The sequence below is a fragment of the Clostridium sp. Ade.TY genome (genome assembly GCF_000498355.1).
Classification (GTDB): Bacteria; Bacillota; Clostridia; order Clostridiales; family Clostridiaceae; genus Clostridium.
In genome coordinates this window covers 115,547-135,610 of the sequence record NZ_AVSV01000027.1, presented here as the reverse complement: position 1 = coordinate 135,610, position 20,064 = coordinate 115,547, and the positions used below count along the sequence as shown (strand labels likewise).

General features: G+C 25.1%; 29 protein-coding genes. All 29 read right to left on the bottom strand.

The window, feature by feature from the left end; translation table 11 throughout:
- Positions 1-7: 7 nt before the first annotated feature.
- On the bottom strand, positions 8-460 hold the full coding sequence (locus tag O212_RS0110395; RefSeq protein ID WP_024615046.1) for an arginine repressor: 453 nt from the start codon (positions 458-460) through the stop codon (positions 8-10).
- A gap of 22 nt (positions 461-482) precedes the next feature.
- Positions 483-1,310, bottom strand: coding sequence for an NAD(+)/NADH kinase (locus tag O212_RS0110390; RefSeq protein ID WP_024615045.1), 828 nt, complete (start codon positions 1,308-1,310; stop codon positions 483-485).
- Positions 1,311-1,323: 13 nt separating this feature from the next.
- On the bottom strand, positions 1,324-2,133 hold the full coding sequence (locus O212_RS0110385; protein ID WP_024615044.1) for a TlyA family RNA methyltransferase: 810 nt from the start codon (positions 2,131-2,133) through the stop codon (positions 1,324-1,326).
- 2 nt (positions 2,134-2,135) lie between these two features.
- Positions 2,136-4,010: a 1-deoxy-D-xylulose-5-phosphate synthase gene (gene dxs, locus O212_RS0110380; protein ID WP_024615043.1), complete on the bottom strand. Its 1,875-nt coding sequence runs from the start codon at positions 4,008-4,010 to the stop codon at positions 2,136-2,138.
- A gap of 20 nt (positions 4,011-4,030) precedes the next feature.
- Positions 4,031-4,900 carry a polyprenyl synthetase family protein gene (locus O212_RS0110375; protein WP_024615042.1) on the bottom strand — a complete coding sequence of 290 codons (870 nt, stop codon included), beginning with the start codon at positions 4,898-4,900 and terminating at the stop codon, positions 4,031-4,033.
- Positions 4,890-5,111 carry an exodeoxyribonuclease VII small subunit gene (gene xseB / locus O212_RS0110370; protein ID WP_024615041.1) on the bottom strand — a complete coding sequence of 74 codons (222 nt, stop codon included), beginning with the start codon at positions 5,109-5,111 and terminating at the stop codon, positions 4,890-4,892. The genes O212_RS0110375 and xseB overlap by 11 nt, the downstream gene beginning before the upstream one ends.
- A 12-nt stretch (positions 5,112-5,123) precedes the next feature.
- Positions 5,124-6,320: an exodeoxyribonuclease VII large subunit gene (gene xseA / locus O212_RS0110365; protein WP_024615040.1), complete on the bottom strand. Its 1,197-nt coding sequence runs from the start codon at positions 6,318-6,320 to the stop codon at positions 5,124-5,126.
- Entirely contained in the window at positions 6,310-7,158 is an 849-nt protein-coding gene (locus O212_RS0110360; protein ID WP_024615039.1) for a tetrahydrofolate dehydrogenase/cyclohydrolase catalytic domain-containing protein, read from the bottom strand. Before O212_RS0110360 ends, xseA begins: the two co-directional genes overlap by 11 nt.
- Positions 7,159-7,167: 9 nt before the next feature.
- Entirely contained in the window at positions 7,168-7,572 is a 405-nt protein-coding gene (gene nusB, locus O212_RS0110355; protein ID WP_024615038.1) for a transcription antitermination factor NusB, read from the bottom strand.
- 106 nt (positions 7,573-7,678) lie between these two features.
- Positions 7,679-8,062, bottom strand: a complete 384-nt coding sequence (locus O212_RS0110350) for an Asp23/Gls24 family envelope stress response protein (RefSeq protein ID WP_024615037.1) — start codon at positions 8,060-8,062, stop codon at positions 7,679-7,681.
- Positions 8,063-8,149: 87 nt separating this feature from the next.
- On the bottom strand, positions 8,150-8,659 hold the full coding sequence (locus tag O212_RS0110345; RefSeq protein WP_024615036.1) for a SpoIIIAH-like family protein: 510 nt from the start codon (positions 8,657-8,659) through the stop codon (positions 8,150-8,152).
- Positions 8,660-8,727: 68 nt separating this feature from the next.
- A complete protein-coding gene (spoIIIAG, locus tag O212_RS0110340; protein WP_024615035.1) occupies positions 8,728-9,333 on the bottom strand; it encodes a stage III sporulation protein AG in 606 nt (201 codons plus the stop codon).
- A gap of 12 nt (positions 9,334-9,345) precedes the next feature.
- Complete coding sequence (spoIIIAF, locus tag O212_RS0110335; RefSeq protein ID WP_024615034.1) at positions 9,346-9,939, bottom strand: stage III sporulation protein AF; 594 nt, start codon at positions 9,937-9,939, stop codon at positions 9,346-9,348.
- 8 nt (positions 9,940-9,947) lie between these two features.
- Entirely contained in the window at positions 9,948-11,150 is a 1,203-nt protein-coding gene (spoIIIAE, locus tag O212_RS0110330; protein WP_024615033.1) for a stage III sporulation protein AE, read from the bottom strand.
- A gap of 9 nt (positions 11,151-11,159) precedes the next feature.
- A complete protein-coding gene (spoIIIAD, locus tag O212_RS0110325) occupies positions 11,160-11,543 on the bottom strand; it encodes a stage III sporulation protein AD (protein ID WP_024615032.1) in 384 nt (127 codons plus the stop codon).
- Positions 11,544-11,551: 8 nt separating this feature from the next.
- Positions 11,552-11,749, bottom strand: coding sequence for a stage III sporulation protein AC (spoIIIAC, locus tag O212_RS0110320; RefSeq protein ID WP_024615031.1), 198 nt, complete (start codon positions 11,747-11,749; stop codon positions 11,552-11,554).
- A gap of 15 nt (positions 11,750-11,764) precedes the next feature.
- Positions 11,765-12,283: a hypothetical protein gene (locus O212_RS0110315; protein ID WP_024615030.1), complete on the bottom strand. Its 519-nt coding sequence runs from the start codon at positions 12,281-12,283 to the stop codon at positions 11,765-11,767.
- Complete coding sequence (spoIIIAA, locus tag O212_RS0110310; RefSeq protein WP_024615029.1) at positions 12,271-13,179, bottom strand: stage III sporulation protein AA; 909 nt, start codon at positions 13,177-13,179, stop codon at positions 12,271-12,273. The genes O212_RS0110315 and spoIIIAA overlap by 13 nt, the downstream gene beginning before the upstream one ends.
- A gap of 144 nt (positions 13,180-13,323) precedes the next feature.
- Positions 13,324-13,680 (bottom strand): CD1247 N-terminal domain-containing protein, encoded by a 357-nt coding sequence (locus tag O212_RS0110305; protein WP_024615028.1) that lies wholly within the window; start codon positions 13,678-13,680, stop codon positions 13,324-13,326.
- 64 nt (positions 13,681-13,744) lie between these two features.
- Positions 13,745-14,302, bottom strand: coding sequence for an elongation factor P (gene efp, locus O212_RS0110300; protein ID WP_024615027.1), 558 nt, complete (start codon positions 14,300-14,302; stop codon positions 13,745-13,747).
- A gap of 188 nt (positions 14,303-14,490) precedes the next feature.
- On the bottom strand, positions 14,491-14,865 hold the full coding sequence (locus O212_RS0110295) for a hypothetical protein (RefSeq protein WP_024615026.1): 375 nt from the start codon (positions 14,863-14,865) through the stop codon (positions 14,491-14,493).
- A 2-nt stretch (positions 14,866-14,867) separates the two neighbouring features.
- Positions 14,868-15,260, bottom strand: a complete 393-nt coding sequence (locus O212_RS0110290; RefSeq protein WP_024615025.1) for a hypothetical protein — start codon at positions 15,258-15,260, stop codon at positions 14,868-14,870.
- Positions 15,257-15,814 (bottom strand): hypothetical protein, encoded by a 558-nt coding sequence (locus O212_RS0110285; RefSeq protein WP_024615024.1) that lies wholly within the window; start codon positions 15,812-15,814, stop codon positions 15,257-15,259. The genes O212_RS0110290 and O212_RS0110285 overlap by 4 nt, the downstream gene beginning before the upstream one ends.
- A gap of 5 nt (positions 15,815-15,819) precedes the next feature.
- Positions 15,820-16,311 (bottom strand): hypothetical protein, encoded by a 492-nt coding sequence (locus O212_RS0110280; protein WP_024615023.1) that lies wholly within the window; start codon positions 16,309-16,311, stop codon positions 15,820-15,822.
- Positions 16,302-16,793, bottom strand: coding sequence for a prepilin-type N-terminal cleavage/methylation domain-containing protein (locus O212_RS0110275; protein ID WP_024615022.1), 492 nt, complete (start codon positions 16,791-16,793; stop codon positions 16,302-16,304). The genes O212_RS0110280 and O212_RS0110275 overlap by 10 nt, the downstream gene beginning before the upstream one ends.
- Complete coding sequence (locus O212_RS0110270) at positions 16,793-17,224, bottom strand: hypothetical protein (protein WP_024615021.1); 432 nt, start codon at positions 17,222-17,224, stop codon at positions 16,793-16,795. The genes O212_RS0110275 and O212_RS0110270 overlap by 1 nt, the downstream gene beginning before the upstream one ends.
- Positions 17,205-17,645: a prepilin-type N-terminal cleavage/methylation domain-containing protein gene (locus O212_RS0110265; protein ID WP_024615020.1), complete on the bottom strand. Its 441-nt coding sequence runs from the start codon at positions 17,643-17,645 to the stop codon at positions 17,205-17,207. Before O212_RS0110265 ends, O212_RS0110270 begins: the two co-directional genes overlap by 20 nt.
- On the bottom strand, positions 17,642-18,673 hold the full coding sequence (locus O212_RS0110260; protein WP_024615019.1) for a type II secretion system F family protein: 1,032 nt from the start codon (positions 18,671-18,673) through the stop codon (positions 17,642-17,644). The genes O212_RS0110265 and O212_RS0110260 overlap by 4 nt, the downstream gene beginning before the upstream one ends.
- Positions 18,645-20,027 (bottom strand): GspE/PulE family protein, encoded by a 1,383-nt coding sequence (locus O212_RS0110255; protein WP_024615018.1) that lies wholly within the window; start codon positions 20,025-20,027, stop codon positions 18,645-18,647. Before O212_RS0110255 ends, O212_RS0110260 begins: the two co-directional genes overlap by 29 nt.
- Positions 20,028-20,064 lie beyond the last annotated feature (37 nt).

Below are 20,064 nucleotides of genomic sequence, written 5' to 3'. Positions count from 1 at the left end.
CCTATACTTACTCATTAATTCTACTGTTTATTTTCTCTACAAGATTTTCTGCTCCACTAATGCTTCTAACTAATATAAATATAGTATTATCTCCAGCTACAGTTCCTGCTATATCGTCAAAATCAAGACTATCTATAGCTTCTGCAGCAGCTGACGCACCACCTGTAAAAGTTTTTACTACAACCATTTTATCTATATTTTCAACACTCACTACTGCATTTTTTAAAATATTTGCAAGTTTATCTGTTATATTTGTAGTATCTTTAGTTGGAACTACATATTTATATTTTCCAAAAGCAGATTGCATTTTTAATAATTTTAAATTTTTTATATCTCTTGAAACTGTCGCTTGAGTAACATCAAAACCTGATTTCTTTAATTCTTCTGCAAGCTCTTCTTGAGTTTCTATATCTTTTTCTTTTATTATCTCTAATATTCTTTCATGTCTTTTTGACTTCACTGTACCTCACCATCTCATTCTATTATTTATTTAAAATTTTTGTCCTCAAAACTTTGAAATAATCATAATTTTTAAATTGTATTAATTTAGCCTCTTTATATGTTTTGCTCACTTTGATTATAGACTTTTCATTTACTTTGTATACTTTTTGTCCATCAATAGTTAAATACACCTCTTCATCATGATGAAAAGTTTTTATTTTTATTATGCTTTCGCCTCTTAACACCATAGTTTGCATACTTTTTGTATGTGGACATATTGGTGTCAATATCATAACATCTAAATCAGGATATATAAATGGACCACCTGCTGAAAAAGAATATGCAGTAGACCCTGTAGGTGTAGATATTATTAATCCATCTCCTTTAAAAGAAGTATAATATCTATCATCTACATATATATCAAATTTTGTCATTCTAGACAATGTTCCTCTAGCTATAACTATATCATTTAAAGCTACTTGATTATCATTATTTACTTCATCTATACAACAACTAAGAAGCATTCTTTTTTCTATTTTATACAACCCATTTTTTAATTCTTTTACTGCCCACTCTAATTCTGATATATCTATACTACTTAAAAAACCTAGATTTCCTATATTAATTCCAAGCAAAGGTATATCTATATTATTAGAAATTATTCTTGAGACTCCGAGTAAAGTACCATCTCCGCCTAATACAACAATTAAATCCATATCTTTAGATATATCCTCATGCTTTAATTCATATGTATTAAATACTTTAAGCTTTATATCTTTAAATTCATTTCTTATTTTTGTTTTAACTAAATTAAGAATTCTACCATCTGGATCCTTAGATGGATTTATCGCAATACCTATGTATTTCATAAATACCCAACCCTTATATTTCTGAATGTGAAGCTTTAATAACTTTGTCTATATCTTCTAAATTAAAACTACTATTTTTATTATTATCTTTAGTAAAGTAAACTAAATATTCTATGTTTCCTTCTGGTCCTTTTATTGGAGAATAACTAACACCTAATACATTAAGATTATTTTCTAATAAATAGTTAACTATTCCTTCTACTACTTCTTTATGAACGCTAGCTTCACGAACAACTCCTTTTTTACCAACTTTTTCTCTTCCAGCTTCAAATTGTGGTTTTATTAAAGCTACTACTTCTCCATTATCTTTTAAAAGATTTATAGTTGCTGGCATAATTGTTTTAAGTGATATGAAAGAAACATCTATAGATGCAAAATCTAATTTTTCTCCAATATCTTCAGGAGTTACATATCTTATGTTTGTTCTCTCCATACAAACTACTCTTTCATCAGTTCTAAGTTTCCAAGCAAATTGCCCATATCCTACATCTACTGAAAAAACTTTTTTTGCACCATTTTGTAGCATACAATCAGTAAAACCACCTGTTGATGCTCCTATATCCATACATATCTTATTTTCTAATACTATAGGAAATTCTTTCATTGCCTTTTCTAGCTTAAGTCCACCTCTACTAACATAAGGTATTGTATCTCCTTTAAATTCGATATTGGCATCTATACTTACTTTTGCACCTGCTTTATCAACACGTATTCCATCCACAAACACTTTTCCTGCCATTATATTAGTCTTTGCTCTCTCCCTTGATGGTATTATTCCTTTTTCAACTAATAATATATCAAGCCTTTCCTTTTTATCTGCCATTTTTATCTCCTTTTATTTAATAGTTTTAAAACTTCTTCTTTTATTCCTTTTGGATCCATTTTTTCTTCGCTATACAGAACATTTACATCACCTTGTTCTATAAACTTATCGTCATATCCTATAGATTTAAAGTTTCCTTTAAATCCATACCTATTAATAGATTGTAGTATACTAGATCCTATTCCGCCTTTTATTATATTGTCTTCAATTGTTATTATATCATATCCATCATCAACTAACTCTTTTAAAATTCCCTCATCTAAAGGCTTTATAAATGTTGCATTAATTAGTTTAGGATAAATTCCTTCTTTATTTAATATATTTCTTGCTAAAATAGAATGTTGTGTCATTTTTCCACATGATATTATTGCTACTTTTTCTTTTGCACCTTCATCCAACACTTCCCATTTTGCAAATTCTATATTTTTTAAACCTTCTACATCTTCTATTATATCTCCACCCCTAGGATATCTTATCGCTACTGGTGTGCCTTTTTTCAAAGCCCATCTTAATATAACTTCAACCTCTGATAAACACTTTGGTGCCATTATAGTCATATTAGGTATTATTGAAAGATATGATATATCAAAAATACCTTGATGAGTTTCTCCATCTTCCCCAACTAATCCTGCTCTATCTATTCCAAATACAACAGGAAGGTTTTGTATACAAACATCATGAAGTAATTGATCAAAACCTCTTTGAAGAAAAGTTGAATAAACTGCAAATACAGGTTTTAATCCTGCACAAGCCATTCCAGCTGAAAGAGTCACTGCATGTTGTTCTGCGATTCCAACATCAAAAAATCTATCTTTAAACTTTTCTTTAAATCCATTTAATCCAGTTCCATCTGGCATAGCGGCAGTTATTGCAACAACATCTTTATCTTCTTCTGCTATCTTTACTAAAGCTTCACCAAATACCTTTGAATAATTACATCTAGCTGTATTTACAGGTTCACCATTTTCTAAATTAAATGGTGAAACACCATGATACTTATTAGGATTTTTTTCTGCAAGTTCATATCCTTTTCCTTTTTGTGTTACAACATGTATAATTACCGGTCCATCAATTTTTTTAGCATAATTTAAAACTTTTGTCATCTCATTAATATCATGACCATCTATAGGTCCTAAGTACTTAAGTCCCATATCTTCAAATAACATAGATGGAACAACTAATTGTTTTATGCTATCTTTTATTTTGCTTAATTTCTTAGCAATTACTTTTCCAGTAGAACTAACATTTAATTTATTATTTACTTCTTCTTTAAATTTATTATATTTAGGCTTCATTCTCATTTTATTTAAATATGATGATAAGCCACCAACATTTTTAGATATAGACATTTGATTATCATTTAATATTATAATCATTTTTGTTTTTCTAAATCCTAAATCGTTTAAAGCTTCTAAAGCCATTCCACCTGTTAATGCACCATCTCCAATAACTGCAATAACATTATTCTTTTCTCCTTTTAAATCACGAGCTCTTGCAAAGCCTAAAGCAGAAGATATTGATGTACTACTATGTCCTGTATCAAAAAAGTCATATTTACTTTCATTTCTTTTTGGAAATCCACTTATTCCATTGTGTTTTCTAAGTTTTTCAAATTCATCTTTTCTTCCAGTTAAAATTTTATGTATATATGTTTGATGACCAACATCCCATACAATTTTATCATCATTAAAATCAAACTCTTTGAATAAACTTAACGTAAGTTCAACTACACCTAAATTTGATGCTAAGTGTCCACCAGTCTGTGAAACAGATTCAATTAAAAACTTTCTTATTTCTTCTGATAATTCATACATCTCATCAGTTGTTAAAGTTTTTATATCATTAGGAGATTTTATAGTATTTAAAATATCCTTCATATCATCCCAACCTTCTTCTTTTAAAATTCCCTATCTAAAAGGTTATTTGTAAGTTCTATTAAATTATTAGCTTCAACAGACAATCCATTTAATAATTCAATACATTCTTCAGTAAGTGATTTGCAAATTTCTTCACATTTTTTTATTCCATATACTGTAACGAAATTTGTTTTTTCTTTATATTCATCAGCATGTATCTTTTTTCCTAACTTTGCTTCACATCCAATTACATCTAATAAATCATCTTTTATTTGAAAAACAAGTCCTAATTTTTTTGAAAATTCATTTAACTTATACAAATCTTCTTGTGGTGCTTTAGCTAATAATGCCCCCGATATAACAGAACATCTTATAAGTTCACCAGTCTTCTTTGAATGCATATATTCTAATTCTTCTAAAGATATATTTTTACCTTCACTTAAAATATCTACTACCTGTCCTCCAATCATTCCATTAGCTCCAGATGCTTTTGATATTTCAATTGCCGCCTTTAAACCTTCTTCTCCATTTTCTAAAGCACTTTCCATCAACATTGTCATTGCTTCATTTAATAGTGCATCTCCAGCTAAAACAGCTATATTTTCTCCATATACCTTATGATTTGTTGGTTTACCTCTTCTTAAATCATCATCATCCATACAAGGTAAATCATCATGTATTAATGAATATGTGTGTATCATCTCTATTGCACATGCCATCTTCATAGCCTTTTTTATATTATTTTTATAAAGTTCATATGTAAGAAGTGTTAATATAGGCCTTACTCTTTTTCCTCCTATATTTAAACTATAACTTTGTGCATCATAAATTAATTTATTATAGCTGCCTTTATCTTTAAAATACTCACGTAAATACCCATCTATTTCATATTTCAAGTCATTAATATTCATTTATATCTTCAAACCCCGTTTCTTTATCATCTATGACTACAGATATTTTTCCTTCATAATCATTTAATGTCTTATAAAGCTTATTAACAAGCTTCATACCTTTCTCATATTCTTTTATTGATTCATCTAAACTTAAACTATTTTCTTCAAGTTTTGCTAATATATCTTTTAAATTAGAAAGCATCTCTTCATAACTAACTTTTTTAGCCATAACTTTTCTCCTTTATTCAATACTAAATTTCCCTTTTATAATTCCATCTTTAAACACTATTTCAATTATCTCATTATCTTCTATATCATTTTTACTTTTTATTATTTCATTTTCTTTATTTCTTACAATACTATATCCTTTACTTAAAATAGTAAGTGGATTATTTGCAACTAAAAGTGATGAAATTTCTTTAAGATTGCTTTTTTCTTCTGAAAGTTTTGATTTAAGTACTGTATTTAATTTATCATTTATAGAATCTAATTCCATATAATTATTATTTATTTTAATAATTGGAGAATTTAATCTTAATATTTTATCCATTGAATTTAATTTATTTTTTTCTAGCTTTATTATACTATCAATATTTTTATTTAGTAAAGTTTTTAAACCTATAATTTCATTTTTAAACTGAATTTGGTTAACTACTGCAAACTCTGCAGCTTGTGATGGGGTAGCAGCCCTAAGATCTGCAACAAAATCTGATATTGTATAATCTACTTCGTGTCCTACCGCAGAAATTATAGGTATTTTTGATTCAAATATAGAATAGGCAAGTTTCTCTTCATTGAAATTCCAAAGTTCCTCTATAGAACCTCCACCTCTTCCAATTATTATAACATCAACTGACTTATTTCTATTAAAATAATCTATCCCTTCAATTACAGTTTTATAAGCCCCTTCACCTTGAACCTTTGCTGGATATAAAACTATATCAACTGAAGTATTTCTTTTACTTGTAACGTTTAATATGTCATGTATAGCTGCACCTGTTAAAGCTGTTACCACTCCTATTCTTTTAGGATTTTTAGGTATATCTTTCTTGTACTTTTCATCGAAAAGTCCTTCCTTTGACAGCTTTTCTTTCAATTTCTCAAACTTTATATAAAGATCACCGATTCCTGTTTGAGTAATTTCACTACAGTAAAGCTGTAAGCTTCCATTAGCTGAGTAAATAGATGCTCTAGCTCTAACAATTACTTCCATACCATCTTTCAAATTTATATCTAAATTAAAAGAATCACTTTTAAACATAACACAATTTATTTTACTCATATCATCTTTAAGAGAAAAATATATATGTCCACTAGAATGATATTTTAAATTAGAAATCTCTCCTTTTACAGAGAGATTCCTTAATATAAAATCATTGTCTATTATTTTTTTTATATAGTTATTAACCTCTGAAACATTTAAAACCTTAATTCTCATTTTTCAAAATTGCCTCACATACATTTTTTATAAGTAAAGTTGTAGTAATTGCACCTACACCACCTGGTACCTTTGTAATCATTGAAACCTGATCTAAAACATCTTCCAAATCTACATCACCAGTTATTTTACCATTAAAACTGGAAGTTCCAACATCAAGCACTATGGCGCCTTTTTTTATATAGTCAGCTGTTATAAATTTTGCCCTACCAATAGCTACAACTAATATATCTGCTCTTTTGCATACATTTTTTAAATCTTTTGTTTTTGAATGACATATTGTTACTGTTGCATTTTCATTTAATAAAAGTTGAAGAGTTGGTTTACCAACTATATTGCTTCTTCCAATAACAACAACTTCTTTTCCTTGTAAATCTATATTACATTCTTTAATAACTGTCATTATAGCATTAGGTGTACATGGTAAAAATTCTGAATGACCTGAATATAACTTACCAATATTTTTGTAAGTTAAACAATCTATATCTTTTTTACTTGATATTTCATTTACAACTTTTTCTTCATCTATATGTTTTGGAAGTGGAAGTTGTATCATTATTCCATGAATACTTTCATCAAAATTAAGCTCATTTATTAAATTTATAAGCTTTTCTTCTGTAACATCTTCATCTAATATGACTTTATCAAATAAAATTCCAAGAGAAGTTGCTATCTTCTCTTGTGAATTTAAATAATATATTGAGCCGCCATCATTTCCAACTAAAATAGATGCAATTTTTGGTATTGTAAATCCTTTATTTTTTCTTTCATTTACAAATTGTTTTATATCTTCTTTTATATTTTCTGATATTTCTTTACAATTAATAACTTTACCCAATACAAACACCTACTTATTCTTATATACTTTATCTAATACTCCATTTATAAATGAAACTGACTTTTCATCTGAATATTTTTTTGTTATTTCAAGTGCTTCATTTATTGCAACTTTTTCTGGGACATCACTTACATAATTCATTTCATATATAGCAAGTCTTAAAATTGAAAGATTTACTTTTGATATTCTATCAATTTTCCATTTTTGAAGATTATTTTTTATTAATTCATCTATTTCTTCTTTATTCTCTTCAACACCTTTTAAAACTTCTTTTATGTATTCTAAATCTATTTCTTTTATATCGCCTTCATAATTATCCACAAATGTTTCAATTGCTTCCCCATATGATTCCTTAGTTAACATAGTACTAAATATTAATTCCATTGCTTTTTCTCTTGATAATTTTCTGCTCATTTTTTCCTCCTAAAATGCTTTTCTTCTAAATTATAGACTTATTCTAATAGTATTAATCATTATATATTCAAACAAGGAAACACCCTCTGAATATCAGAGGGTGTGATTAAATCTCCTTTGATTCTTTTTCTGAATTCTTTGGTAAATAGATGTTTTGAACATATACATCTACACTACTTACAACTAAACCAGTCATAGCTTCAACAGTTTTCTTAACATTTTCTTGAACTGAACCTATAACATCTAGAATCTTCACACCATACTCTACAGTAACTGCCATCTCTATTTTAGCTCTATCTTCTTCTAAAGTGACTTTAACTGCTTTACCAGATGACTTTTTACCTTTAAGTAATTGTGATATGTTGTTTGTAACTCCATGTTGGAATTCCATAACTCCATCAATCTCTTCTGCAGCAATTCCTGCAATAACTGAAACAACTTCATCAGAAATTTTAACAATTCCAATGCTATCATTATTGAAGTTTTCCATCTAATTCGACCTCCTATGTTCTGCATATAAACAAAACTATTTATCTTACGATTATTATATCAAATATGCTAGTTCATTACAACGGATTTATTTTTTTACTTCTATTGATATATCATTTACATTTGCAACATTTTGAACTATTTCTTGAATTTCTAAACTCATTTTTTGATCAATACCTTCAGTTTTTACAAAGACTTTTGCCTTATCTCCATCAACATAGCATATTGCATCTTTTATTCCTTTATTTTTTATGTTCATTTCAACTCTATTTTCAACAGAACTTTGTTTAGTTTTTTCTAAAAGTTCTTTTTGAGCATTTTCTTTTTGCTCTTTTGTTGTATTTTTATCTTCAACCATAGCTTTTAAGTTTTGAATTGTTTCAGCATCTTTTTGTTCTTTTTCACCTCTTGCATCATAGAAAAAGTCTTTCTGTGCTGAAGTTTCTTGTTCCTTATCTTTTTCCTCTTCACTTGCAATTACTTGACTTAAATCGCTTGGATCATTAAAGCCTCCTTCATTTAGTTTACTTGCTAAAAGCCCTACACATATTATTAAGCCAAGTAAAGTAAAAATAATCCCAAATTGTTTTTTATTCATTTTTTATTTCCCTCCCATCCTTTACCTATTGAATTATATGCTAAGTATTTTTAATATATACATTAACTTTACTTTTTCATTGGATGAACATTAACTTTATCTATTGATAAATCATAAAGTGTTGAAACCATTTTTTGAATTTCATATTTAATTTTGCTGTTCTCAGCACCCTCAGCTGCAACCACAACACCTATAACTTTAGGTTTTTTTGTTTGTATTACAAAAGGTTCATTACCGTCATCATTTGTACTCATAACTACTGTAGATCCATCATTTTTTTGCTCATTAACTCTTTTTCCACCTTCACTATCATTCTCTTCTGTTACTGATGTTTGAGTATCCTTATTATAAGCTGGTATTTTAACTTCACCACTTTCAAATGTCATCATTACACTAACAGATCCAACTCCGCTTATATCTTCTAATATACTTGTAAGTTCTTCTTTTTGTCTTAATTCATACTCATCTTTACTTTCATTTACTTTTTCATTTGTTATTTCTTTTTCCAAATCACTACTTATAGTTTCCTTCATTTTTTCATTCTGTGATTTACTACCTATAACATTCAAAGCAGTCATTAGAAAAACTATAATTATTATTATGACAATTAAAACATTTATATGTTTTTTCTTAAAAAATTCACCTAATATCTCTTTTATTTTTTTCCTATCCATAAATAATCCCCTTTACTCCACTTTATATATGTTAATTTTATCCTCATCAATTTGGAATTCATTTGATACAAACTTTACCACATCTTTAAACTCTTTATTTTTATTTTCCTTTTCCTCATTTATTTTTTTATTCCCTTTATTAATTTCAACTTTTTTTATTTTTTTTACCTTTTTTATATTTTTATCTTCTATAGTTAAATTTACTGATTTTATTAAAAATATCTCTTCTTCAATATCTATATCACACTCAATATCACAAGCAAAATCTAAATCCTTAAATTGTTTTTCTATCATTGACTCACAATTTTTAGAAAGATTATTTTTAAAGTTTTCTTCTTGTAATTTTAAAATGCTTTCTTTATCCTGTTGACTTTTTTTTGTGTTTTGAGTGTATTCTTTTTGAAAACTATCTATAGAGTCTTTAAGCTTATTTTCTCCATTTAATAATACTGATAAAATAGGACTTAATATAACAGCAGTTAGTATTAATCCTAATACAAATTTCACATATTTTTTCATACTATTATCAGGAGCTATAATCTCAATTGCAGCTATAAATATTAATAACGTTATTAAAACAACAACAAAATTTTTTATTAATTCCAATTATAAAACTACCCTCCTACTATAAATTTGCTGGCCGTTGCCATTATTCCAAGTAATATAAAAAACATAAAACTAACACTAATTACACAAGATAACAATAAAACTAAAGAATCTCCAACAGATGCAATAGAAGATGTTATCCTTTTATCACTTATAGGTTCTACAAGAGATGCTGATAATTTATATATAAAAGACATTAAAATTAATTTAATTATTGGGTATATTAAAACTAATACTATTACTATAAGTCCAACGCCAGTAACAGCATTTTTTATTATTAATGAATATCCTGCAACAGATGTTATTGCATCTGAAAAAGTTTTTCCTACAATAGGAATAAAATTATCTATTGCAAATTTTGCTGTCTTTACTGCAACAGCATCCATAGTATCTGCTGTTATTCCCCTTATTGTAAGTATTGCAATAAACACAGTTATAATTATTCCTTGTAACCATAAAATAACTTGCTTAACTAATTTACATAGGTTATCTATTTTATGCTCATTTGAAATATTATTTGCAAAAGTCATAACAAAATTTATTAAAATCAACGGTATTATTATAGTTACATATATTTTAGGAATTAATGTTACCGCAGCTAAAATTATTGGGTCTAAAGTCGCAGCTTGCATAAATCCTCCTGCTAAAGCAATCATAGTAACTAATACAGGTAATAACGCTGCCATAAAATTAGCTATTTCATTTATAGCTTCAGTAGCTACAGATATTGATACTATAAAACTTTTAGAAAGTATCATAATTAATATTGAGTAACATGCAAAAAATGCAATTTGAGAGATACTTTCATTTTTAAACGCATCCTGTAAATTTTTAAGTAATGAGCAAAGTATAGCTATAACAACTACTGAAACAACTAATTTAAGTACTGTTTTAACTTCTCTAAATAATAGACTAACTACAGCTTTAAATAATTGTTCTACACTTATATTCCCGTGGCCTTCACTTATATAACTTTTTATATATTCAACAGGATTTAATTCATTTACAAGTTCAACATCAGTCTTCATATTATTTATATAATCATACAAATTGTTTAATTCTTCTTCTGTTTCCTCATTCATAGATTCACTAATTGAATTTTCTTTGGCATTTGCAACTACATAATCAGAACTTATAAATGATATAAAAATAGTAGAAAATAACATAGTAATAAACAATAAAATAATAATTTTTTTATATTTTAAATTCATAAATATCACCTAAATTATCTTTAAAATAGAATCTAAAACAGCCATAAGTATTGGTATTGCTAAAGTTAATATCATTATTTTTCCAGCAAACTCAACTTTAGATCCAATAGTAGAAGCTCCTGCATCTTTACAAACTTCAGCAGCAAATGAGGCTATATATGCAATTGCAAGTATTTTCATTATTATCCCAATATAAACTGTATCTATTCCAGCTTTATATGATATATCTCTTAGGAAAGCTATTATTTGTTGAAGCTCACCTAAAATAAATATAAGCATTATAGCTCCTGCAGCTATTGATATTAAAACAGCTATATCTGACCTACTATTTTTAAATAAAAGAATAATAAACAATGCAACAAGTGCAAATGATACTACTTTTAAAATAACCATATAAACACCTATAACATAAACATAGTTTTAACTGATTGAAATAAATCACCAATTAATGAAACTATCATAAGTAATATAATAACTACTCCAGCTATATTGGTTATAACTGCAATATCATCTTTTCCACTACTTTTTAAAACTTTATCCAATATTATTAATAATACACCAGCACCACCTATTTTAAATAATATGCTAATATCTAACATAAACTCCCCCCTATTCTATATGAAAAATATAACTACCATAGCTCCAATGCATATTCCTAAATATCTATACAACTTTGTATTTTTTTCTGCAATAATTTGTGCATCTTTTATATTTATATTTAAATTAGCTTTTGCTAATTCAAACATTTTTTCTTGTCCATAAACACCTAATTCCCCAAGAGATTTTAAAAAGTCAGATATAACTCTAATATCATCGCTTTTTAAGCATAAATCATCTTTATATTTTTTGTATTTTATTTTAAACATATCAAAAACACTATCTTCCTCTGCTTCATAAATCAAATTAGATACATCCTTTATTAATATTCCTAACGGATCTCTACATCTATCTCCAATCGACATTAATGCTTCTGGAAGTGCTGTACTATTATATATAATTTCATTTTGAAGAAGATTTATAGATTTAAGTATTTCTTGTAAATTTTTATATCTTATATTAAACTTTTCACCGTATATATATCCTGAATATGCAAATATTGAAAATATCATAAATAAAATTATTATTTTAAACATATAATATTTCCCTCTTTCTTTATAGAATATATATTTTCTATAGTACAAACTCCTCGTTTATTACTTAAAACTATTGCTCTTTCTATAATTGCATTATCGAAAAGGTTTTTAAAAACATTTCTTGATTTTATATCTTCTAAATTATTTCCATGTACTGTAACAATAATATTAACTCCAGAGTTAAATGCTGTATTTAAAGCTTTTACATCATCTTCAGTACCTATTTCATCACATATTAAAACTTCTGGAGACAACGACCTTATTGCCATTAACATTCCTTCTTTTTTCAAACAATTATCTAATATATCTGTACGTATTCCTAAGTTCATTTGAGGAATTCCAAGGTAAGACCCTCCAATTTCACTTCTTTCATCTATTACAACTACTTTCTTTCCATTTATTTTAAAGTCTCCAGTTGAAATTAATCTTGTTAAATCTCTTAAAATAGTTGTTTTACCACACTTTGGTGGTGATATTATCAATGTATTTTTGACTTTATTATTTTCTATTACAAATTTACTCAATTCTTTTGAGCAACCTATAACCTCCCTAGATATTCTGATATTTATTGACGATATATTTTTTATTGTTTTCACCTTATTATTTTCCATTACACATTCACCAGCAAGCCCGACTCTATGTCCACCTTTTAACGTTATAAATCCTTGCCTTAATTCTTCCTCATATGCATATATAGAATAATTCGCTATACGCTTTATAATAAAATTAAATTCTTCTCTATTAATATCTATACTAGATATTACTTCACCCTTACTTGTATAAATTATTATTGGCTTATTTATTTTAACTCTTATTTCTTGAATTTTATCCTTTTCATAATCCATTAAAAATGTAACTAATTTAGGTGGAAAAATATTTAAGTTATTATCTAGCATTAAAAAGTACCTCCCTTCTCACTATAAAAGTAAATCATTCTTTATAATTAATATTTTTATATATGTTTAAATATTACATATTTTATAAAAAAATATGTAAATTAGAGCATAAAAAAAGAGCTTTGTAATCAAAACTCTTTTTATCTACTCTATTATATTTTTATTGCAATAAGGACAAGGAATTGTTTTATTATTTTCTAAAGTAGACACCTCTATAAATACCGGCTTATTACAGTGAATACATTTTATTTCCTTATATTCATCATCAAAACCTTCTAATTCATCCAATGAAACTTCTTCAAACAACTCTTCTTGAATTCCTGATAAATCATCATCCATATATTCTAAAGTCTCTTCTATTGCTTCTTGATTAACTTTAATTTCTTCAACTTTTTCCGTTAAATTTTCTAATATATTAGATAACTTTAAAAACAAATCTTTATTTTCAATATTATTTATTGTATCATTTAAATCTTTAATTGCTTCTCTTATATTATCCATATAAACACTTCCTTTTATATATTAAAATTGCTAAGTTCTTAGAACTTAGCAATTTATAATACTATTAAACTCTTTCCATGTACTCTCCAGTTCTAGTATCAACTCTAATAGTATCTCCTTCATTAACGAACATAGGAACATTTACAACAGCTCCAGTTTCAAGTGTAGCTGGTTTTAAAGCATTTGTTGCAGTATTTCCTTTTACTCCTGGTTCACTTTCAGTGATTAGTAATTCTACAAAATTTGGTGCTTCAACTGAGAAAGCATCTCCCTTATAGAATTTTATTATAGCAAACATATTTTCCTTTAAGTATTTTATAGCATCTTCAACTTTTTCATAGTTTAAAGGAATTTGATCATATGTTTCTTGATCCATAAAGTAGTATAATTCTCCATCTGAGTATAAATATTGCATTTCTTTTCTTTCAATAACAGCTTCTTGGAACTTAGCTGTAGGGTTGAATGTTGTATCAGTTACTCCTCCTGATATAACATTTCTAAGTTTTGTTCTTACGAAAGCTGCTCCTTTTCCTGGTTTAACGTGTAAAAAGTCTACAACTGTATATACTTGTCCTTCGTGTTCAAAAGTTGTACCTTTTCTTAAATCTCCTGCTGATATCATTAAATATCCCTCCAAAAGTATAAATTCAATCCAAATAAATTATATCAATTAGAAGTTAATCATATATAATCATAATTTGGTTTCTTCTGACATACAAATTTATTTTATCAAAACTCATTGTTAAATGCAATTATTTAGAGTATTATTTTAACATTATTTTTATATTTAAGTTCCTTCTTTAAGTATTATTATAATTTTCGTTTAAATTTATACTCTTCTACATTTAATTTTACAATAAAATTTTTATTATTATATTTAATTTCATAATCACTTATAATATAACCTTTTATTTCTTTCATAGCTTTTGTTACTATTTCATTATTACCTTCTATAGTTAAAGAAGCCTTTACATCTTTTCCGCCTTCTATACTATTTACAATTATTCCTTGTATACTTGTTAATTCATTAAATATTTGATCAATAGTTTTTATATTTCCATTATAAACGCTTACTGCGTTGTCATAATAATTTTTCTCATCTATTTTAGATGATGATACAAATATAATTCCTTGAAATAAAAGAATAATTATAAGTATTAAGTATTTTAAATAAATTTTTTTCATAATTATCTCCCTAAAACCTCTAAATAATACCCATTATCTTCTTTGTTTTCTATAACTTCTATTTTTCTTTCTTTACTTATATAATCTATATCTTTTTTATTACTTATAAAAATATTCCCCTTATTATTTTTGATTTCTCCACTATTTGAAGTTATATATAATATATCCATCCAACTTTCTATTTCTTCTATATTTACTCCAGTATCAACTATTACATTCTCATTTAAATTTAACTTTATTTCCCTATTAAAATTTAAAGTTTTAATACTCTCTATTGTTACTGGTACTAATATTAAATTCAAAATTAAAATTAATTTTATTAATCTATTTAATCTTGCTTTATTTTCTTCTATTTTTTTCTCTATAAATTTTTTAGGTATAAATTTATAACTCATAGTATACCTTCCTTTAAAATAAAACTTTTTTTATTAAATGGATAGTCAAACTTTCCAATTAAAATATCACTTGATAAATTTTCTAAATTATAATTATTATAAATTTTATTATTTATTAAATTTCCATTTAACACCTCAATAAAATATCCTTTTTTATTAATATCAATTATTGCTTTAAATGTATTTTCTTTCTTTTCTTTTTTAATAAAATCTATAATTTGAAATTGAATTGGAACAACTTCAATATTTTTTATGTAATCTAAAATTTTTGATATTTTATTTCCACCTTTTATAGCATATATATAAGTTATATTTATACTTTTATCAATTTTAAAATCTATTAGATAATCTTCTGTATTAAGCTCACTTTTTATATCATTCTCTATTATATTATAAATTTCTTTTTTCTTAGTTTTTAAATACTCCTTTATATAAAGTTCCTCATCTAATATAAAAACTTTAGCATTTAATTTATTACGTAAATTCAAAGAATTCTGCTCACCTTTATATATATAACCTAATTTATTTATTTCTATTATTTCTTGGTTAATCATACTTTCTATACCTTTCTTTTAGGAAATACCTTTATAATTTCATTTTCAACATTTATCTTTTCATGAAAACCTTTATTTTCTTTTAATATACTACCCTTATCATTTTCTATTACTTTACTTTCAATTCTATAAAGACAATATAAATGATTTTCTTCCACTTTCATTCCATACCCTATTTTAAATATTTTTTTATCCTTTAAATACTGTAATTTAATATAATTTTCATTTGGTATACTATATACATTTTCTATGTCACTTGAATTACTATTTATATTTTTAATAACTTTACTACTATTTTTTTCTAACCAATTATTACATATATTTAAAATATCAATTTGATAATCTTTTAAGTCCAAAAAACTAGAGTAAATTTCATAATTTTTTATATATGTAATATTCATATTTGATATTTTAGCTCCTAATATTAATATAAAGGTTATAAAAAATGTTAATACTACAGAGTTTATAAGAACATATCCTTTTTTCTTTACATGCATATTAAATACTCCTTATCATCTATTCCAAGCTCCATATATATAAGTTTTCCTTTTTTATGAAAATTTAATTTGTTTACATCATTTAAAATTAAATTTGTTGCTACACTTACCTTTGATCCTGATACTTCTTTATAATATCTAACTTGCAAAGTTTTACTAACTAAATATATCTTCTTGTATTTAACCACTAATTTTTTATCATATATATTATCACTATTATTTATTTCTTCTAAAGTCTCTTCTTCTTTAGAAATCTCAATCTCATCTCTTCCAATTTTATAATTTGTATTATCTACTTCTGAGAATATTTTCTTTATATTTAATATTGCCCTATCAATTTCATCTTCTCTTTTAATAGAATTATTTCTTTCACTTGAATAACTAGATACATCTAATGTTAATGTAATAAGACATATTACTATAATTGAAGATATAAACACATATGCTAAACATTCTATTAATGTAAATCCTCTCTTTTTCATTATAATTCCATCCAATATTCTTTTAATATTTCAGTTTCTAAAAATACATCTTCTTCTATAATTAAGCTAACAACCATTTTAATTTCTATATCATTTTTATATTCCTTACTTATTTTTATGAACTCATTATTATGTGAACTAGAAATTAGGCTTAATATACTTTCATCTTTTAACCTATCTACACTATATAAGTCAATAAAAACACTTTCTCCAAAGCTATCAAATATTTTATCTATTTCATTTATACTAGTGTTAAATTTAACCTCATTTATAATATTATTTAAAATAATATTATTTTCTCTTGATGCTTCTCTTACATTAAATGATTTTAAATCTAATTTATTCATTTTTACAAATACACCAAACAATATAGTTATTATAAATATAGAAACTATACATTCAATTAATATACTACCTCTTCGCTTTTTCAATCTTTATATAGTCAACTCCTACTCTTACTTTTAAAAAATATGTTTCATTCTCTTTAGTATTTTTAAATTGAGTTGTCTGTGACGAAATTTGCCCATCTGTTGTTATATCAATAATCATCCCATTAGTCACCTTAATATAATTTGGAATTTTAAAAGATTTAATTACATCATATTCTTTTATCAACATTACTTTTTTATTTGCTTCATTAAAATTAATTTGTAATTTGCTATTATCTTTAATTGCTCTAGCTTTTCCATATGTCAATAAATTTACAGTTGATATAAGAAAATTTTCTACTTCAATATCTCTAATTGACTTATTATAGTAATTTATAATATTATTTGAAGATAAGATTATAACAGCTAAAATTGTTATAACTGCCATAAGCTCAATAATTGTATAGCCTTTTTTCTTTTTCAAAGTATACCTCCATAAACCCCTTGAAAAATCGGAAGTATGAATATTCCAATAAATATAAATATACCTATAGACATAATAATAATCATTAAAGGCTGAAATATAGCTGTAAATTTTTTTAGGTTTTCATTGCTTTTTTTATGCAATTTTAAAGATAAACAGTCTAATTTTTCATCTAATGATCCACTTTCTTCACCTAGTCTTATCATGGCTAAACTATATTCAGATAAATTGATAGATATTCTTAAAGCTTCTGAAAGTTCTAATCCTTTTAATATATTTTCATTTATGTCCTTATATATTTTTTTATTTAACATATCATCTTCACAATATTTTAGTCCTAAAGATATATTTATACCACTTAAAACTATTACTTTTATAATTAAGATAATTTCAAGTTCTCTAAATTCTTTAAGAGTCTTAAATTTAATAAATATTAAATTTAATATTTTATTACAGTTATTTTTTAATAATATAAAAGGAATCAAAACAATCCATATAAATGACGAAATCAAAAATATAATTGGTGCTTCATTTACTTTATTTGAAAAATCAATTACAATTTGAGTTAAATAAGGAATAGAACTATCTATAGATTTATATATATCATCTAACTGAGGAATCATAAATCTTATCATAAATATTGATATAGCCATCATAGAAGACACTAAAAAAATAGGATATACTAATGCGTTTATAAATTCTTTTTCTAATTCTTCTCTTCTTTTATAATATATACTTAATTCATTAAGTACTTCATGTAATTTACCTGTTTTCTCTCCAATTGCTATCATTCCAATAAAAAATTTAGGATATAAATTATTACTCTTCATAAATCCTTCACTTAATGTTTTGCCTTGTATTATTGATTCATTTAATATGTTTATACTATTTTTATAATCTTTTCTTAATGGAAATTCATTTAATAAATTTACAGCTTTAGTTATTTGCAAACCATCTTTATATAATCCAGATAAATTTTCGCATATAATACTTAAATTTTTATATGAATACTTTTTTATGAACCTCATATTTCAATAATTCCTCTCCATTTATAAATGTATTATATTGCTTATAACTTATTTCTCCACTATCTAATAATTCCTTACATCTCATATACATTTGTTTATTTGATAATATATCTAAATTTTCATTTATATTTTTAAGTTTTTCTCTTACTTTTTCATCTATAAAATGTACTGCACATATTAATTTTCTTCCACTTATACCGGTATAATTACATTTTTTACATCCAACTTCTTCATAAAAATGATGAACTTTATTATTTATAATTTTTTCTTTTTTAGTTTTGCAATTTTCACATAAACATCCAATTAATCTTTGTGATATAGCCCCAATCATTGAGTCACGTATTAAATAGTCTTTTACATTCATATCTTCAAATCTAAAAAATACATCTCTACTAGATTTTGTATGTATTGTTGAATAGACTTTATGCCCAGTAATTGCTGCTCTTATAGCTATATTTGCTGTCTCTTCATCTCTAATTTCACCTACCATTATTACATCAGGATCTTGTCTAAGTATACTTCTTAGTCCATTTGCAAAATTTAAATTTATTTTATTATTTACATTAATTTGATTAACTCCAATTAAATTGCACTCCACAGGATCTTCAATTGTAGTTATGTTTATGTTTTTATTTTTTATTTGGGAAATTATAGAATATAAAGTTGTAGACTTTCCACTTCCTGTAGGTCCATTTATTACAACTATTCCATTTTTAGCATTTATAATTTTATTTAAATCATTAAATTGTTTATCTGATAAATTTAGTAATTCCATGTTATAATTTGATTTTTCTTTATAAAGTATTCTTATAACCATTTTCTCACCAAAAACTAAAGGTATTATTGATACTCTACAATCAAAATATTCTTTATTATAACTTATAATAGTTTTTCCATCTTGAGGCTTCCTCTTTTCAGCAATATCCATATTTCCATTTAATTTAACTCTTGAAATTATTTGATTATAATCAAATATTCTTATTTTGCTTATTAATATAAGATTCCCATCAATTCTAACTCTAATATTTACATAATCTTCAAAGGGTTCAAAATGGATGTCACTTCCTTTTTTATCTATAGTATATTTTATAAATACTTCTTCTAAAGGTTTGCTTAAATCCGGTTTAATAATATGAATCAAATCATAAAATTCATTTTTATTTATATATATAAAATTTACTCTTTTACTAAATACAAATTGAATAAATTCTTTTCCTTTAGCTTCTTCTTCATATGTTGCAACATTTATATTTTCATTTTCAATGTACAAAGGTATTATTTTATATTCAATCATTTTTTCTTTTTCTATCTTATATATACAATTTAAATCTATCTTTAAAATTAAATCTTTCATATTTCCTCCTTAATAAGTTTCATTTAATTATTTTCCA

Excerpts from the sequence above, each read along its gene's own strand:
- O212_RS0110390 (WP_024615045.1), bottom strand. The coding sequence starts at position 1,310 with ATGAAATACATAGGTATTGCGATAAATCCATCTAAGGATCCAGATGGT.
- O212_RS0110385 (WP_024615044.1), bottom strand. The coding sequence starts at position 2,133 with ATGGCAGATAAAAAGGAAAGGCTTGATATATTATTAGTTGAAAAAGGA.
- dxs (WP_024615043.1), bottom strand. The coding sequence starts at position 4,010 with ATGAAGGATATTTTAAATACTATAAAATCTCCTAATGATATAAAAACT.
- O212_RS0110375 (WP_024615042.1), bottom strand. The coding sequence starts at position 4,900 with ATGAATATTAATGACTTGAAATATGAAATAGATGGGTATTTACGTGAG.
- xseB (WP_024615041.1), bottom strand. The coding sequence starts at position 5,111 with ATGGCTAAAAAAGTTAGTTATGAAGAGATGCTTTCTAATTTAAAAGAT.
- xseA (WP_024615040.1), bottom strand. The coding sequence starts at position 6,320 with ATGAGAATTAAGGTTTTAAATGTTTCAGAGGTTAATAACTATATAAAA.
- nusB (WP_024615038.1), bottom strand. The coding sequence starts at position 7,572 with ATGAGCAGAAAATTATCAAGAGAAAAAGCAATGGAATTAATATTTAGT.
- O212_RS0110350 (WP_024615037.1), bottom strand. The coding sequence starts at position 8,062 with ATGGAAAACTTCAATAATGATAGCATTGGAATTGTTAAAATTTCTGAT.
- O212_RS0110345 (WP_024615036.1), bottom strand. The coding sequence starts at position 8,659 with ATGAATAAAAAACAATTTGGGATTATTTTTACTTTACTTGGCTTAATA.
- spoIIIAG (WP_024615035.1), bottom strand. The coding sequence starts at position 9,333 with ATGGATAGGAAAAAAATAAAAGAGATATTAGGTGAATTTTTTAAGAAA.
- spoIIIAE (WP_024615033.1), bottom strand. The coding sequence starts at position 11,150 with ATGAATTTAAAATATAAAAAAATTATTATTTTATTGTTTATTACTATG.
- spoIIIAD (WP_024615032.1), bottom strand. The coding sequence starts at position 11,543 with ATGGTTATTTTAAAAGTAGTATCATTTGCACTTGTTGCATTGTTTATT.
- spoIIIAC (WP_024615031.1), bottom strand. The coding sequence starts at position 11,749 with ATGTTAGATATTAGCATATTATTTAAAATAGGTGGTGCTGGTGTATTA.
- O212_RS0110315 (WP_024615030.1), bottom strand. The coding sequence starts at position 12,283 with ATGTTTAAAATAATAATTTTATTTATGATATTTTCAATATTTGCATAT.
- spoIIIAA (WP_024615029.1), bottom strand. The coding sequence starts at position 13,179 with ATGCTAGATAATAACTTAAATATTTTTCCACCTAAATTAGTTACATTT.
- O212_RS0110305 (WP_024615028.1), bottom strand. The coding sequence starts at position 13,680 with ATGGATAATATAAGAGAAGCAATTAAAGATTTAAATGATACAATAAAT.
- efp (WP_024615027.1), bottom strand. The coding sequence starts at position 14,302 with ATGATATCAGCAGGAGATTTAAGAAAAGGTACAACTTTTGAACACGAA.
- O212_RS0110295 (WP_024615026.1), bottom strand. The coding sequence starts at position 14,865 with ATGAAAAAAATTTATTTAAAATACTTAATACTTATAATTATTCTTTTA.
- O212_RS0110290 (WP_024615025.1), bottom strand. The coding sequence starts at position 15,260 with ATGAGTTATAAATTTATACCTAAAAAATTTATAGAGAAAAAAATAGAA.
- O212_RS0110285 (WP_024615024.1), bottom strand. The coding sequence starts at position 15,814 with ATGATTAACCAAGAAATAATAGAAATAAATAAATTAGGTTATATATAT.
- O212_RS0110280 (WP_024615023.1), bottom strand. The coding sequence starts at position 16,311 with ATGCATGTAAAGAAAAAAGGATATGTTCTTATAAACTCTGTAGTATTA.
- O212_RS0110275 (WP_024615022.1), bottom strand. The coding sequence starts at position 16,793 with ATGAAAAAGAGAGGATTTACATTAATAGAATGTTTAGCATATGTGTTT.
- O212_RS0110260 (WP_024615019.1), bottom strand. The coding sequence starts at position 18,673 with ATGAGGTTCATAAAAAAGTATTCATATAAAAATTTAAGTATTATATGC.
- O212_RS0110255 (WP_024615018.1), bottom strand. The coding sequence starts at position 20,027 with ATGAAAGATTTAATTTTAAAGATAGATTTAAATTGTATATATAAGATA.